Annotated in this window: 12 protein-coding genes; all 12 read left to right on the top strand. The window is 62.8% G+C overall.

What is annotated here, in order from left to right; genetic code table 11:
• Positions 1–125: 125 nt before the first annotated feature.
• The 12 genes from pheS (at position 126) to tyrS (ending at position 14,331) form a co-directional block, all read left to right on the top strand.
• Positions 126–1,202 (top strand): phenylalanine--tRNA ligase subunit alpha, encoded by a 1,077-nt coding sequence (gene pheS / locus GBB11_RS10610; RefSeq protein WP_192796393.1) that lies wholly within the window; start codon positions 126–128, stop codon positions 1,200–1,202.
• Between the two features lie 79 nt (positions 1,203–1,281).
• The gene (pheT, locus tag GBB11_RS10615; protein WP_151550159.1) at positions 1,282–3,795 is read left to right on the top strand and encodes a phenylalanine--tRNA ligase subunit beta; all 2,514 of its coding nucleotides are present in this window, start codon (positions 1,282–1,284) and stop codon (positions 3,793–3,795) included.
• Between the two features lie 202 nt (positions 3,796–3,997).
• A complete protein-coding gene (gene argC / locus GBB11_RS10620) occupies positions 3,998–5,041 on the top strand; it encodes an N-acetyl-gamma-glutamyl-phosphate reductase (protein ID WP_151550160.1) in 1,044 nt (347 codons plus the stop codon).
• Positions 5,042–5,126: 85 nt separating this feature from the next.
• Entirely contained in the window at positions 5,127–6,287 is a 1,161-nt protein-coding gene (gene argJ / locus GBB11_RS10625; protein WP_151550161.1) for a bifunctional glutamate N-acetyltransferase/amino-acid acetyltransferase ArgJ, read from the top strand.
• 86 nt (positions 6,288–6,373) lie between these two features.
• The gene (gene argB / locus GBB11_RS10630) at positions 6,374–7,315 is read left to right on the top strand and encodes an acetylglutamate kinase (protein WP_151550162.1); all 942 of its coding nucleotides are present in this window, start codon (positions 6,374–6,376) and stop codon (positions 7,313–7,315) included.
• 7 nt (positions 7,316–7,322) lie between these two features.
• Complete coding sequence (locus GBB11_RS10635) at positions 7,323–8,519, top strand: acetylornithine transaminase (protein WP_151550163.1); 1,197 nt, start codon at positions 7,323–7,325, stop codon at positions 8,517–8,519.
• On the top strand, positions 8,516–9,475 hold the full coding sequence (gene argF, locus GBB11_RS10640) for an ornithine carbamoyltransferase (RefSeq protein WP_151550164.1): 960 nt from the start codon (positions 8,516–8,518) through the stop codon (positions 9,473–9,475). Before GBB11_RS10635 ends, argF begins: the two co-directional genes overlap by 4 nt.
• A complete protein-coding gene (locus GBB11_RS10645; protein WP_151550165.1) occupies positions 9,472–9,963 on the top strand; it encodes an arginine repressor in 492 nt (163 codons plus the stop codon). The genes argF and GBB11_RS10645 overlap by 4 nt, the downstream gene beginning before the upstream one ends.
• Before the next feature lie 149 nt (positions 9,964–10,112).
• Complete coding sequence (locus GBB11_RS10650) at positions 10,113–11,309, top strand: argininosuccinate synthase (RefSeq protein WP_151550166.1); 1,197 nt, start codon at positions 10,113–10,115, stop codon at positions 11,307–11,309.
• Positions 11,310–11,397: 88 nt separating this feature from the next.
• On the top strand, positions 11,398–12,834 hold the full coding sequence (gene argH, locus GBB11_RS10655) for an argininosuccinate lyase (RefSeq protein ID WP_151550167.1): 1,437 nt from the start codon (positions 11,398–11,400) through the stop codon (positions 12,832–12,834).
• 11 nt (positions 12,835–12,845) lie between these two features.
• A complete protein-coding gene (locus GBB11_RS10660; protein ID WP_151550168.1) occupies positions 12,846–13,022 on the top strand; it encodes a Trm112 family protein in 177 nt (58 codons plus the stop codon).
• 25 nt (positions 13,023–13,047) lie between these two features.
• Positions 13,048–14,331, top strand: a complete 1,284-nt coding sequence (gene tyrS, locus GBB11_RS10665) for a tyrosine--tRNA ligase (protein ID WP_151550169.1) — start codon at positions 13,048–13,050, stop codon at positions 14,329–14,331.
• Positions 14,332–14,783 lie beyond the last annotated feature (452 nt).

Raw genomic sequence — 14,783 nt, forward strand, 5'->3', positions numbered from 1 at the left:
CGCCGGTGAGGGCGCGAACCTAGGCGTGGGCACATGAGTCGATACAGCGGGCGCTGTTCCACCCCCTGTGATGTGCAGGCAGTAGGCAGAGCAGTAAACTGCTACCCACTACTAATGCCCACAGAATGTGTACTGCCGCGCAGAAAGGTTCGGACGAAGAGACGGTGTCTGAGATTCAACTGACCGAAGAGAGCTTAAACAAGGCCGCCACCGAGGCCATCGACGCTTTTGATACCGCCTCCTCGCTGGAGGAGCTGCAGGCGGCCCGCAAGGCACACCTAGGTGATCAAGCCCCCATTCCCCAGGCCCGCCGCAGCCTCGGCCAGGTGCCTAAGGAGCAGCGCAAAGAGCTGGGGCGACTGGTGAATATGGCGCGAGGCCGCGTCGAAAAGCACTATGCGCAGACTCATGCCGTGTTGGAGGAGAAGCACAACCGCGAGGTGCTGGAATCCGAGCGCGTCGATGTCACGGTGCCCACCACCCGCAGCCAAAAGGGAGCGCTGCACCCGATCACCACGCTGAGCGAGAATATCGCCGATATTTTCATCGGCATGGGCTGGGAAATCGCCGAGGGCCCCGAGGTGGAGGCCGAGTACTTCAACTTTGATGCCTTGAACTTCCTGCCGGATCACCCCGCGCGCACCCTGCAGGACACCTTCCATATTGCTCCCGAAGGCTCCCGCCAGGTGCTGCGTACCCATACCTCGCCGGTGCAGGTGCGCACCCTCTTGTCGCGTGATCTACCGCTGTATATCGCCTGCCCAGGACGCGTGTTCCGCACCGATGAGCTCGACGCCACCCACACCCCGGTATTCCACCAAGTGGAGGGGTTGGCCGTGGATAAGGGCTTGACCATGGCGCACCTGCGAGGCACTCTCGATCATTTGGCTAAGACCCTCTTCGGCCCTGAGACCCGCACTCGTATGCGCACCAATTACTTCCCCTTCACCGAGCCTTCGGCAGAGGTGGACGTGTGGTTCCCGAATAAGAAGGGCGGCGCCGGCTGGATCGAGTGGGGCGGGTGCGGCATGGTGAACCCGAATGTGTTGATCGCCGCCGGTATTGATCCGAAGGAATACACCGGATTCGCCTTCGGCATGGGGCTGGAGCGCACCCTGCAATTCCGCAATGGACTCTCCGATATGCGCGATATGGTCGAGGGCGATGTGCGCTTCACCTTGCCCTTCGGAGTGCAGGCATAGAAGTCACGTGAGCGGCGCAGCGCTGTGCCGCACCGTGATGTACGCAGCAGAGTTAAGAAGGAAAAAGAGCTAAGACACAATGTTCATTTCTCAGAACTGGATCACCCGACTCCTCCGCGCCTATGCCGAGCAGCCCGATTTCAGCATCGACTCCGAGCAGCTTGACGCCGCCTTTGTGCGGGTCGGCTTCGAAACCGAGGGCTATGCGCCGCTGCCGGAGATCACCGGCCCGCTCGTAATTGGGCGGGTGGACAGCATCGAAGAACTCACCGGTTTTAAAAAGCCCATCCGCTTCTGCCATGTCAATGTTGGCGAGGCCAATGGCACCGGCGAGCTCCAAGAGATTGTCTGCGGTGCCCGGAACTTCTCCGAGGGCTCCTATGTAGTGGTCTCCCTCCCGGGTACCGTGCTACCCGGTGGTTTCGAGATCTCCGCGCGCACTACCTATGACCACACCTCGGCCGGCATGATCTGCTCCGCTATGGAGCTGGGGCTGACCGATAAGCAGAACCCGGGCATCATCACCCTGCCGGAGGGCGTGGCAGAGCCGGGTGCGGACGCCCGCCCGGTCCTCGGCTTAGATGACACCGTCTTCGAAGTGAATATCACCCCGGATCGCGGCTATGCGCTTTCTGCCCGTGGCCTGTCGCGGGAGATCGCCTCGAGCCTGAACAAGCCCTTTGTAGATCCCGCGTACACTCCCGCGGTGGCCGATATTGAGGTCGCTGTTCCCGAGGTCGCCGGAACGCTGCTCGATGTGGATGTGCGAGCTGACACCAAGGCACGGCGCTTCGGGCTGCGTGCGGTCACGGGCATTGACCCTGCCGTACCTACGCCTTTCTGGATGCAGCGCGAGCTGATGCTGTGCGGTCAGCGCCCAGTAAACCTCGCCACCGATGTGACGAACTATGTGATGCTGCTGCTCGGTACCCCGATGCACGCATTCGATGCCTCGCTGATTAGCGGCAACCTCGTGGTCCGCCGCGCCACCGAGGGCGAGACGCTGACCACGCTTGATCATGTGGAGCGCGAGCTGCACCCCGAGGATGTGGTCATTTGTGATGACAACGGCGTGCAGTCCCTGGCCGGCGTGATGGGGGGAAGCTCCTCCGAGGTGAACGAGAACTCGACGGATATCTATCTCGAAGCCGCCATTTGGGATCAGATCACGGTGGCGCGCACCTCCCGCCGACACAAGCTGAGCTCTGAGGCTTCTCGACGCTTCGAGCGCGGCGTCGATCCGCACCTAGTGGAGGTGGCCCTCGATGTCGCCGCCAGCGTGCTCGCCCGTCTGGGTGGGGGAGAGGTCGCTCAAGAGCGCACCCTCGTGGAGGTCGCCGAGCACGAGCCCGTGACCGTGATGATGGATGTGGACTTCCCCTCCCGCTATGCCGGTGTGCACTACGAAGAATCCGTGGTGGTGGCCCGTTTGGAGGAGGTGGGCTGCCAGGTGGCGCGACAAAACACCACCCTGGCCGTCACCCCGCCGAGTTGGCGCCCCGATATCACCATGGACGTGGACCTGGTGGAGGAGATTCTGCGCCTCGAGGGCCTGGAATCGATTCCCTCGATCGTGCCTACCGCTCCTGCCGGTACGGGTTTGACCCCCGCGCAGCGCCGCCGCCGCGCCATCGGCCATGCCTTGGCCTACTCCGGCTACGCGGAGGTTCTACCCACCCCCTTCATGGAGACCTCGATTCTGGATCAGTGGGGATTGGACTCCGAGGATGAGCGCCGCAATGTCGTGCACGTGCAAAACCCGCTCGAATCGGATCACTCCGTGCTGGGCACCACCTTGCTACCAGCGATGCTCGACGCCGTGAAGCGCAACGTTGCTCGGGGTCACGCCAGCGTGGCGTTGTTCGGCCAAGAGCAGGTTTCCTTCCACCGTGCCGACAGCTCTCCCATGCCCTCTACGGCCCAGCGACCCAGCGCTGAAGAAATCGAGCAGCTGCTCACCTCCTTGCCCTACCAGCCACTGCACGTGGCCACGGTGGCCTGTGGCAACAAGGTGGCCGAGGGCCCGTGGGGTGCCGGCCGTGCCTACACCTATGCGGATGCCATCGAATCCGCGCGCATCGTCGCCGCCGCGGCGGGCGTGGAGCTGGAATTGGCGAATGCCGAACAGCTGCCGTGGCACCCCGGCCGCTGTGCGGAGCTGCGTGTGGACAATACCGTGGTCGGCTATGCCGGCGAGCTGCACCCGCAGGTGTGCAAGGACACCGGGCTGCCACCGCGTACCTGCGCCATGGAGCTGGATGTCACCGCCCTGCCGCTGGAGGAGAACTTCCCCGCGCCCGTCCTCTCTGCCTACCCGGCGCTACTGCAGGATGTGGCACTCGTGGTGGACGAGGATATCCCCGCAGAGACCGTGCGCACCGTGGTAGCCCAGGGTGCGGGAGAGCTGCTCGAGCATGTCGAACTCTTCGATATCTACCGCTCCGAGACCCTCGGCGAGAACAAGAAGTCCCTCGCTTTCGCGCTGCGTTTCCGCGCCGCGGATCGCACCCTCACCGACGAGGAGTGCAACGCCGCACGCATGGCAGCCGTGGACCTAGCCAAGGAAAAGCTCGACGCAACCATCCGCGCCTAGAAGCGCGTCAGCGGGGCTAAAGCCCTGCATACCTCGATACGCTCTGATGCGTAGCAGCGGAGGACCCCACGAGGGGTTCTCCGCTGTGGTGTGTAGTACACCCCGCCGCCACCTTCCGCCGGCGCGACCACCGGCCTCCACCCGCCACGCCGCCGCAATGCATAGTTTGCAAAAGTCTGCATAAAAGCTATACTTGGCTTCTATGACTATTTCTGTTGCCGTTGCTGGAGCCACAGGTTATGCCGGATCTGAGATCCTGCGCCTGCTGCTCGCTCATCCCGCCTATCTCAGCGGAGAGCTGCGCATTGGCGCCCTCACGGCGAACTCCTCGGCCGGGCAGAGCGTGGCAGATCTGACGCCCCAGCTGCTGCCACTGCACGAGCGCGTTATCGAGGAGACCACCGCCGAGAACCTGGCCGGCCATGATGTGGTCTTTCTCGGATTGCCGCATGGTTTTTCCGCAGAGATCGCCCGCCAGGTCGGGGAAGAGGCCATCGTGATCGACTGCGCGGCCGATTTCCGCCTCCGCGACTCAGAGGCGTGGACGCGCTACTACGCATCAGAGCACGCAGGCAGCTGGCCCTATGGCATTCCTGAGATGCCTGGCCATCGCGAGCAGCTGCGCGGTGCCACCCGTATCGCAGTGCCGGGCTGCTTTCCCACCGGTGCCACCTTGGCGCTGATGCCCGCGGTAGCGGCAGGGCTGATCGAGCCCGATATTGCGATCACCTCCATCACGGGTGTCTCCGGGGCAGGCAAGAAGGCGTCGGTGCCGCTACTGGGATCAGAAACTATGGGTTCACTCAAGGCCTATAACACCGCCGGTAAGCACCGCCACACCCCCGAGATGATTCAGAATCTCTCGGAGTTCACCGACAGCGAGATCACGCTCAGCTTCACCCCGGTGCTGGCCCCGCTGCCGCGCGGCATCCTCACCACCGCAACCGCCCCGGCTCGTCTTGGGGTGAGTGCGGCCTCCGCCCGCGCCGCCTATGAGCAGTTCTACGCCGAGGAGCCCTTCGTGCAGCTGCTGCCCGCCGGCCAGCAGCCCCAGACCCAGAACGTGGTGGGGGCGAATAGCTGTCAGGTGCAGGTGGAGCTGGATGAACTCTCCGGCCGACTACTGGTGACCTCCGCCATCGATAACCTCACCAAGGGCACCGCCGGTGCCGCGGTCCAGTGCATGAACCTGGCTCTCGGCTGGGAGGAAACGCTGGGCCTACCCTTGGTGGGTGTGGCCCCCTAAGGGGGCGGGGATTATCTCCTCCGCCCATCGTTCGCCCTTCCACTGTTGTTCTTATTCCCTCACATAACGTCAAGGATTTTCGCCCATGAGCACTCAGAGCATCACCACTCCCGCCGGCTTTGTGGCTGCAGCAACTACTGCAGGCATTAAGCCCTCGGGCAAGTCCGATATGGCACTCGTGGTTAATCAAGGCCCGGAATTCGTGGCCGCCGGCGCTTTTACCCGCAATCGCATTGTGGCCTCTCCGGTGAAGCTATCGCGCACGGCCGTGGCTGATGGCCAGCTCACCGCGGTGCTGTATAACTCCGGTAACGCCAATGCCTGCAATGGTGTCCAGGGCGACAAGGACGCGGCGGAGCTCACCGCGCAGGTCGCCGCAGCTCTGGAGTGCAGTCCCACGGACGTGGCGGCGTGTTCTACCGGGCTGATCGGTGAGCCTTTGCCCATGGACAAAGCCCGCGCTGGCGTGCGCGCCCTGGTGAGTGATCTCGGTGATCATGGCGCCGCCGCGGCCCAGGCCATTCTGACCACGGATACCACCGATAAGCAGAGCTTCTTTAGTGGCGAAGGCTGGTGCATGGCCGGTATGGGCAAGGGCGTGGGCATGATCGCGCCCTCGCTGGCCACCATGCTGGCGTGCCTGACCACGGATGCGAAGATCACCGCCGCCATGGCCGATGAGGCGATCCACAAGGCCACCGCCGTCACCTTCGACACCCTCGATATTGACGGCTCGACCTCTACGAATGACACCGTATTCCTCTTGGCCTCGGGGGCATCGGGCATCGAGCCAACCCAGGAGGAGCTGGATGCTGCGGTGCTCGCGGTATGCGCTGATCTGGCCGATGCCATGCAGGCCGATGCCGAGGGCGTGACCAAGCGGGTCAAGATCGAGGTCACCGGCGCTACCTCGGATGCTCAGGCGCTCAACGCCGCCCGTACCTTGGGCCGCGATAACCTCTTCAAGTGCGCGATGTTTGGCTCTGATCCCAACTGGGGTCGCGTGCTCGCCGCGGTCGGAATGGCCGATGCGGACATGGATCCGGAGCACATCTCCGTGTACTTCAACGATCACCCCGTGTGCATTGATACCGGCGGCACCCCGGATGCCCGCGAGGTGGATTTGTCCGGCGCCGATATCGATGTCCGCGTGGATCTGGGCATGGGCGGTGAGGGCTACGCCATGGTGCGTACCACCGATCTTTCCCATGCTTATGTCGAAATCAATAGCGCCTATTCCAGCTAGCCGCCCACTACGTGCAGCGTGTTCCATCCGAGCACATAATCTAGCGACCCCCGCCGCACGGCGGTATCGCTGCGAGAGAAGAAGAGATGACGAACGACCTAACGAGGAATCTGGACAACGAAGTCCGGGCCAATGTGCTTGCTGAGGCGCTGCCATGGCTGCAGCACTTCCGCGACAAGATCGTGGTGGTCAAGTACGGCGGCAATGCCATGGTGGACGAGGAGCTCAAGGCTGCCTTCGCCGCAGACATGGTCTTTTTGCGCACCGTGGGCGCCAAGCCCGTCGTGGTGCACGGCGGTGGTCCGCAGATTTCGAAGATGCTCAGCCGCGTGGGTCTAGAGGGGGAGTTCAAGGGCGGTTTCCGTGTCACCACCGATGAGGTGATGGAGATCGTCCGCATGGTGCTCTTTGGCCAGGTCGGCCGCGATCTCGTGGGATTGATTAACTCCCATGGCCCCTATGCGGTGGGAACCTCCGGCGAGGATGCCGGGTTGTTCACCGCCACCAAGCGCTATGTCGATGTCGGTGGCGAGCATCTCGATATCGGACTCGTGGGAGACATCGTCGATGTCAATCCTGAAGCCTTGATGGACATTATCGATGCCGGCCGTATCCCCGTGGTCTCTACCATCGCCCCGGGTCTCGACGGCGAGGTCTACAACATCAATGCGGATACCGCCGCCGGCGCCCTAGCCAGCGCTATTGGCGCGGAGCGTCTGCTCATCCTCACCAATGTCGAGGGTCTCTATACCGACTGGCCCGATAAGTCCTCGCTGGTATCGAAGATCACCTCCTCGGAATTGTCTAAGATCCTGCCGCAGCTGCACGAGGGCATGATCCCGAAGATGGAATCCTGCCTGCGGGCGGTGGATCAGGGCATCAATGCCGCCCACGTGGTGGATGGCCGCATCGCCCACTCCGTGCTGCTGGAGCTGCTCACAGAGGGCGGTATTGGCACCATGGTGCTGCCGGATTCCTATGACAGCGAGGACTATCCCGAGTCCACTATTTTCAGAAAGGACGCCTAAACCAGTCATGACTGCTCTCGAATCATGGTCCAGCGCGCTCATGAACACCTACGGCACGCCCGCGGTGGAACTGACCTCCGGTGAGGGCGCCCACGTGCGCGACGCCGCTGGCAACACCTACATCGATATGCTCGCCGGCATTGCCGTCAATGCGCTGGGGCATGCACATCCAGCGCTTGTCGACGCCGTCTCGCAGCAAACCCAGACCCTCGGGCATGTTTCGAACCTCTTTGCTTCGGCCCCCACTGTGGACTTGGCACAGCAGCTCAAGGCCCAGCTATCCCGTCTCGATACGGTGGCCGGCGAGAGCGCTCGGGTGTTCTTCTGCAATTCCGGAGGGGAAGCCAATGAGGCCGCATTCAAGCTTGCTCGCTTGACCAAGCGGTCGCGTGTGCTCACCGCAGTGCATGGTTTTCATGGCCGCACCATGGGCTCGCTGGCGCTGACCGGCCAGCCCGATAAACGCGCCGCGTTTGAGCCTTTGCCGGCGGGAGTGGAGTACTACCCCTATGGCGATATCGACGCGCTGAACGAGATGGTCGCTCGCGCGCCTGAGGACGTGGCGGCCATCATGCTCGAACCCATCCAGGGCGAAACCGGCGTGGTGCCCGCACCTAAGGGATTCCTGCGGGCCGTGCGCGAGCTATGCGATCGCTACGGGATCCTCATGATCGTCGACGAGGTACAGACCGGCATTGGCCGCACCGGCGACTTCTGGGCCTTCGAGCACGAAGCGGGAGTAATTCCCGATGTGATCACCATGGCCAAGGGCCTGGGCGGCGGGCTGCCGCTCGGGGCATGCATGGCCACTGGGCGTGCCGCTGAACTCTTTGGTCCCGGCTCCCATGGCACGACCTTCGGCGGTAATCCCATCGTCTGCGCCGCTGGCCGCGTCGTGGTGGACACTGTTGCTGATCCCGCCTTCCTCGCGAGCGTGCGTCAGAAGGGACAGCGCCTCGCGGACGGCGTCGACAAGCTAGAGCTGGTGGATCACGTGCGGGGTCGTGGCCTCATGCTGGGGCTGGTGCTGCACAAGCCGCTAGCGAAGAAGGTGGTAGAGGCCGGCTATCGCCACGGCCTGATCCTCAACGCCTGCGGCGATGACGTGCTGCGTCTGACCCCGCCGCTGGTTATCACCGAATCCGATATTGACACCGCGATCGTTCGTCTCGCCGAGACGTGTAAAGAGGTAGAACAGCAATGACCACAGTGCGACATTTCCTCGCCGATGATGACCTCAGCCCCGCCGAACAGGCGGAGGTGCTGCAACTGGCCCTAGAGCTCAAGAAGGATCGCTATGCGAAAAGCACCTTCGCTGGGCCGCAGACCGTAGCGCTGCTGCTGGACAAGACCTCGACGCGCACCCGTTTTTCCTTCCACGCCGGCATCGCCGAGCTCCAGGGCAGCCCCATTGTGGTGAACACCGGCAGCAGCCAGATGGGCAAGGGAGAGACCTTCGAGGACACCGGCGCGGTGCTATCGCGTTTCGTCTCGCTCATCGCCTGGCGCACCTATGCTCACGAGAACCTCGAGCAGATGGCGACCACGGCCACGGTGCCGATCATCAACGCCTTAAGCGATGATCTGCATCCCTGTCAGATCCTCGCCGACCTGCTTACCTGCGTGGAGCATCTCTGCCCAGAAGCGGGGCCGGAGGGTCTCCACGGCACAAAGGCGGTGTATCTCGGCGATGGCGCGAATAACATGGCTAATTCCTACATTCTCGGGTGCGCCACTGCGGGCATGGACATCACCATCATTGCCCCCGAGGGTTTCCAGCCGGAGCAGCGTTTCGTCGAGCGTGGCCGTGCTATCGGCCAGCGCACGGGAGCCACCGTCGCCGTCAGCGCCGATGTAGCCGATGTCGCCGGTGCCGACGTGGTGATCACCGATACCTGGGTATCGATGGGCATGGAGGAAGACGGTATCGACCGCACCACCCCCTTCCAGCCCTATCAGGTCAATGCCGAGGTGATGGCGCAGGCCAAGGATGATGCCATCTTCCTGCACTGTTTGCCGGCCTATCGCGGCAGTGAGGTCACTGCCGAGGTGATTGATGGCCCGCAGTCGGTGGTCTTTGATGAGGCGGAAAATCGACTTCACGCCCAAAAGGCACTGATGGTGTGGCTGATGGAACACCAGGAAGGCGGTAGCGCGTGAGCCAGCCCGTATCCAGAACCGCCCGGCAGGCGCGGATCCTCGAGATCCTCAACGACAGCCGTGTCTCCAGCCAGGTGCAACTCTCCGAGCTTTTGCTCGACGAGGGCATCGATATCACCCAAGCCACCTTGTCCCGCGACCTCGATGAGCTGGGAGCGAAGAAGGTGCGCCCCGATGGTGGCCGTGCCTTCTATGCCGTGGGATACCAAGAACCCGCCGCCAGCAATGAGCTGCGAGGGCCACGAGAGAAACTGCGTCGGATGCTGGAAGAATTGCTCGTCTCTGTCGATCACAGCGCCAATATCACCGTGCTGCGCACCCCGCCCGGGGCCGCCCAATACCTGGCGAGTTTCATCGACCGCGTGGGAATGCACGAGGTAGTGGGCACGATCGCCGGCGATGACACGGTTTTCGTTCTGGCGAGGGAGCCACTCACCGGGGCGGAATTGGCCGAACGCTTCCGCAAAACCAGCCGCGAGAACAGCTAAGCCTCCCGCGATGATGAGAGTGCGCGCGTGCACCCTCATCATCGAGGAGCAGCAGACTACACTGTGAATGTTCCGCAGCAGCGAGAACTACATACTTACACTGAAAACACACCATTGTTGGTGACTACCACCAAGGAGAATGACTGATTATGACTAACCGCGTTGTGCTTGCCTATTCCGGCGGCCTCGATACCTCTGTTGCTATTCCGTACCTGGCCAAGATGACCGGTGGGGAGGTGATCGCCGTATCGATCGACTTGGGTCAGGGCGGCGAGGATATGGAGTCCGTGCGGCAGCGCGCCCTGGACTGCGGCGCCGTGGAATCCATCGTGATCGACGCCAAGGACGAGTTCGCCGAGAACTACTGCCTGCCCACCATCAAGGCCAATGGCATGTACATGAAGCAGTACCCGCTGGTGTCTGCTATCTCTCGGCCGCTGATCGTGCAGCACCTAGTGCAGGCTGCTGAGGAGCACGGCGGCACCCACGTCGCCCACGGCTGCACCGGTAAGGGCAACGACCAGGTGCGTTTCGAGGTGGGCTTCGCCGACCTCAACCCAGACCTGAAGGTGATCGCCCCGGCCCGTGACTACGCATGGACCCGAGATAAGGCCATTGCTTTCGCAGAGGAGATCAACCTGCCGATCGAGCAGTCCAAGAAGTCTCCCTTCTCCATCGACCAGAATGCATGGGGTCGTGCCGTGGAGACGGGCTTCCTCGAGGATCTGTGGAACCCGCCGACAAAGGATCTCTACGCCTACACCGAAGAGCCCACCCTCGGTAACGCCCCCGACGAGGTCATCATCTCCTTCGAGAACGGCGTGCCCGTGGCCATCGATGGCCGCAAGGTAAGCGTGCTCGAGGCCATCGAGGAGCTCAACCGTCGCGGCGGTGCCCAGGGCGTGGGCCGGCTGGACATGGTGGAGGACCGCCTGGTGGGCATCAAGTCCCGCGAGGTCTACGAGGCACCCGCGGCTATGATCCTCATCAAGGCACATGAGGCCCTCGAGGACGTCTGCTTGGAGCGCGAGCTCGCCCGCTACAAGCGTGGCGTGGACGCCCGCTGGTCCGAGGAAGTCTATGACGGCCTGTGGTTCGCCCCGCTGAAGCGCTCCCTCGATGCCTTCATCGACTCCACCCAGCAGAACATCACCGGCGATATCCGCCTCGTGCTTCACGCCGGCAGCATCGTGGTCAATGGTCGTCGCTCCGAGAGCTCGCTCTATGACTTCAACCTAGCCACCTACGACACCGGCGACACCTTCGACCAGTCCATGGCCAAGGGCTTCGTCCACCTTCACGGCCTGTCCTCCCAGATCGCCTGCAAGCGCGACCGCGAGGCCTAAACTAGAGAGTCTGTGCGCCGATTCGAAGCCTGTGCGGCCTCGGGTCGGCGTCTCGGCTGTGTATCACCAACCAATTAAAGGAACTCACATGGATAAGCACGGAACCAACCAGGGTGCGCTGTGGGGCGGGCGCTTTTCCGGCGGGCCCTCCGAGGCGATGTTTGCGCTGAGCGTGTCCACCCACTTCGACTGGGTCCTCGCCCCCTATGACGTGCTCGCCTCGCAGGCCCACGCGCGGGTGCTGCACAAGGCGGGTCTGCTCAGCGATGAGGACTATACAACCATGCTCGCCGGCCTCGAACAGCTCGGCGCCGACGTGGCCGATGGCAGCTTCACCCCGGACCCCAGCGACGAGGACGTACATGGCGCCATGGAGCGCGGCCTCATCGATCGCGTCGGTCCGCAGGTGGGCGGGCGGCTGCGCGCCGGCCGTTCCCGCAACGATCAGGTGGCCACGCTCTTTCGCATGTGGGTCCGCGATGCTATCCGTGAGATCAGCCTCGGCGTGCTCGAGCTTGTCGACGCCATCTCGCGCCAAGCAGCCACGCACCCCCGCGCAATCATGCCGGGCAAAACCCACTTCCAGGCTGCGCAGCCGGTGCTACTCGCACACCAGTTGCTCGCGCACGCCCACCCGCTGCTGCGCGACGTCCAGCGCCTGCAGGACCTAGATAAGCGCCTCGCCGTCTCGCCCTATGGCTCCGGTGCTCTCGCCGGCTCCTCGCTGCACTTGGACCCCGAGGCCATCGCCGAAGAGCTCGGCTTTGATTCCGCCGCCGATAACTCATTGGATGCCACCGCCTCCCGCGATTTCGCCTCGGAAACGGCCTTCGTGCTGGCCCAGATCGCGGTGGATATGTCCCGCTTCGCGGAGGAGATCATTGCCTGGTCCACACCGGAGTTCAACTATGTCACCCTGGCCGATGCGTGGTCGACCGGCAGTTCGATCATGCCGCAGAAGAAAAACCCGGACGTCGCCGAGCTGGTGCGCGGTAAGTCCGGCCGCTTGATCGGTAATCTCTCTGGTCTGCTCGCCACCCTCAAAGCCATGCCCTTGGCCTATAACCGCGACCTGCAGGAAGATAAGGAACCCATCGTGGACTCCGTGCAGCAGCTGCAGTTGTTGCTGCCCGCCATGACTGGGCTGGTGGGCACTCTCACCTTCAACGAGCAGCGCATGCGCGAGCTCGCCCCCGCCGGTTTCACCCTTGCTACCGATCTCGCGGAGTGGATGGTGCGCGAGGGCGTGCCCTTCCGGGAAGCCCACGAGGCCTCCGGTGCCTGTGTACGCCTCGCCGAGGCCCGAGGAGTGGACCTCGTTGATCTCAGCGACGAGGAGCTGGCCAGTGTGGATAAGCGGCTGACCTCGAAGGTGCGCGAGGTCCTCACCATCGATGGCGCCGTCGCCTCCCGCACCACCCGAGGTGGTACTGCGGGAGTGCGCGTCGATGAGCAACGGGAGCGCGTCGACACGCTCGCGGCCGAGTATCGGCAATGGGCCACCACACCCGTCATCGGGCGATAGGATGATATGCCATGAGTATTGATCCCGATTTGCTCGAGGTGCTTGCCTGCCCCCAAGACAAGGGACCGCTGAGCTATGACGCCGACGCGGATGTGCTGGTGAACCCTCGCTTGCATATCGCCTATCGCATCGACGATGACATCCCTGTGTTGCTCGCCGACGAGGCACGCGACTTCCCCGAACAATAATCCATCTTCTAGCCCTGAGGACTTCATGTCTGACAACATCATTGATGAGCTGCACTGGCGCGGCCTGATTAACCAGTCCACCGACCTCGATGCCTTGCGCGAGGCCTGCGAGAACCCGATCACGCTGTATTGCGGTTTTGATCCCACAGGCTCCTCGCTGCATGCCGGACACCTCGTTCCGCTCATCATGCTCAAGCGCTTCCAGCAGTTCGGCCACCGCCCGATCGCTATCGCCGGCGGCGCCACCGGCATGATCGGCGACCCGCGCGACGTGGGGGAGCGGTCCATGCTCTCCGAGGAGACCATCGCGGAGAACGTGGAATCCATTAAGGCCCAGCTGGAGCGCTTCGTGGATTTCGGCGATGGTGCCAACGGCACCGCCTTGATGCTCAACAATGCCGATTGGACCGGCCAGATGAGCGTGATCGCATTCCTGCGCGATTTGGGAAAGAACTTCTCGCTTAACACCATGCTCGATCGCGACACCGTGAAGCGTCGCCTGGACAGCGATGGCATGTCCTACACCGAGTTTTCCTACATGCTCTTGCAAGCCAACGACTTCGTGCACTTGCAGCGCACTTATGATTGTGTGCTGCAGATCGGCGGCTCCGATCAGTGGGGCAATATCGTCTCCGGTGTGGATCTCAACCGCCGCCTCGATCAGAAGAAGGTGCACGGACTCACCGTGCCTCTGGTTACCGACGCCGATGGCCAGAAGTTCGGCAAATCCACCGGCGGCGGCAAGCTCTGGCTGGACGCGAAGCTCACCAGCGCCTATGCCTGGTACCAGTACTTCATCAACGCCGGCGATTCCGTGGTCATCGACTACATGCGCTGGTTCACCTTCCTCAGTAAGGAAGAAATCGCCGAGTACGAGCAGGAAGTAGCCGAGCGCGCCTACAAGCGTGAGGCCCAAAAGCGTCTCGCCCAAGAAATGACTGACTTGGTGCATGGCGTGGAAGCCCGCAAGGCCGTGGAACTTGCTGCGCAGGCCCTGTTCGGCCGCGGTGAACTCACCGATCTCGACGAGAAGACCCTAGCTGCTGCGGTCACCGAAACCTCCAATGGTGAGGTCGTGGATATCGCGGCCGATGAGCCGCACACCATCGTCGATCTGCTTGTGGCGTCCGGCTTGGCCGAGTCAAAGGGTGCTGCTCGACGCACCATTAAGGAAGGCGGCGCCTACGCCAATAATGAGCGGGTCTCCGACGCGGAGTGGGAGCCCAGCGCCGAGGACCTGCTGCACGGCAGCTGGTTGGTACTGCGCCGCGGCAAGAAGAACTTCGCGGGCGTACGCCTGCTGACATAGCCGCATCTGTAGCGCTACAAGGCGAGGACCACGTGGGAACACCCTGCGCGGTCCTCGTTTTTTGCGTATGTAGGGCAGAGGTGCGCTGTCGCCACTATCGGTACCACTGAGCACCTCACCTCCATGCCCCAATGTAGGAGGCAGGGGTAGTGGTGGGGTACGTGGTCTCTGGCCGTGAGTACTGAGCACCGACCGCCCCCAGAGGGGCGGCTATAGGCGTGCACGACGAAGCTGTACTGGTTCCTGTTTTTGTGTGTTGTGCTGGGGTTTTGGTGTTGGGTGGGGGTTGTGTGTAGTGTTTTCGGAGTCAGCGAGGCGGCCGGCGCGGTTGTGTTGGTTGTTTTGTTGGTGGTGAAGGTTTTACCTGGTGTTGTTCGGTTGTTGGTTTGACTGTTACGGTGCTTGTGTATTAAGCTTTCGACACGCTGCTTGATGGCACTGCTTGTGTGGTG

The organism is Corynebacterium sp. 74A (assembly GCF_008930665.1).
GTDB classification, from domain to species: Bacteria; Actinomycetota; Actinomycetes; order Mycobacteriales; family Mycobacteriaceae; genus Corynebacterium; species Corynebacterium megadyptis.

Excerpts from the sequence above, each read along its gene's own strand:
- pheS (WP_192796393.1), top strand. The coding sequence starts at position 126 with ATGTGTACTGCCGCGCAGAAAGGTTCGGACGAAGAGACGGTGTCTGAG.
- pheT (WP_151550159.1), top strand. The coding sequence starts at position 1,282 with ATGTTCATTTCTCAGAACTGGATCACCCGACTCCTCCGCGCCTATGCC.
- argC (WP_151550160.1), top strand. The coding sequence starts at position 3,998 with ATGACTATTTCTGTTGCCGTTGCTGGAGCCACAGGTTATGCCGGATCT.
- argJ (WP_151550161.1), top strand. The coding sequence starts at position 5,127 with ATGAGCACTCAGAGCATCACCACTCCCGCCGGCTTTGTGGCTGCAGCA.
- argB (WP_151550162.1), top strand. The coding sequence starts at position 6,374 with ATGACGAACGACCTAACGAGGAATCTGGACAACGAAGTCCGGGCCAAT.
- GBB11_RS10635 (WP_151550163.1), top strand. The coding sequence starts at position 7,323 with ATGACTGCTCTCGAATCATGGTCCAGCGCGCTCATGAACACCTACGGC.
- argF (WP_151550164.1), top strand. The coding sequence starts at position 8,516 with ATGACCACAGTGCGACATTTCCTCGCCGATGATGACCTCAGCCCCGCC.
- GBB11_RS10650 (WP_151550166.1), top strand. The coding sequence starts at position 10,113 with ATGACTAACCGCGTTGTGCTTGCCTATTCCGGCGGCCTCGATACCTCT.
- argH (WP_151550167.1), top strand. The coding sequence starts at position 11,398 with ATGGATAAGCACGGAACCAACCAGGGTGCGCTGTGGGGCGGGCGCTTT.
- GBB11_RS10660 (WP_151550168.1), top strand. The coding sequence starts at position 12,846 with ATGAGTATTGATCCCGATTTGCTCGAGGTGCTTGCCTGCCCCCAAGAC.
- tyrS (WP_151550169.1), top strand. The coding sequence starts at position 13,048 with ATGTCTGACAACATCATTGATGAGCTGCACTGGCGCGGCCTGATTAAC.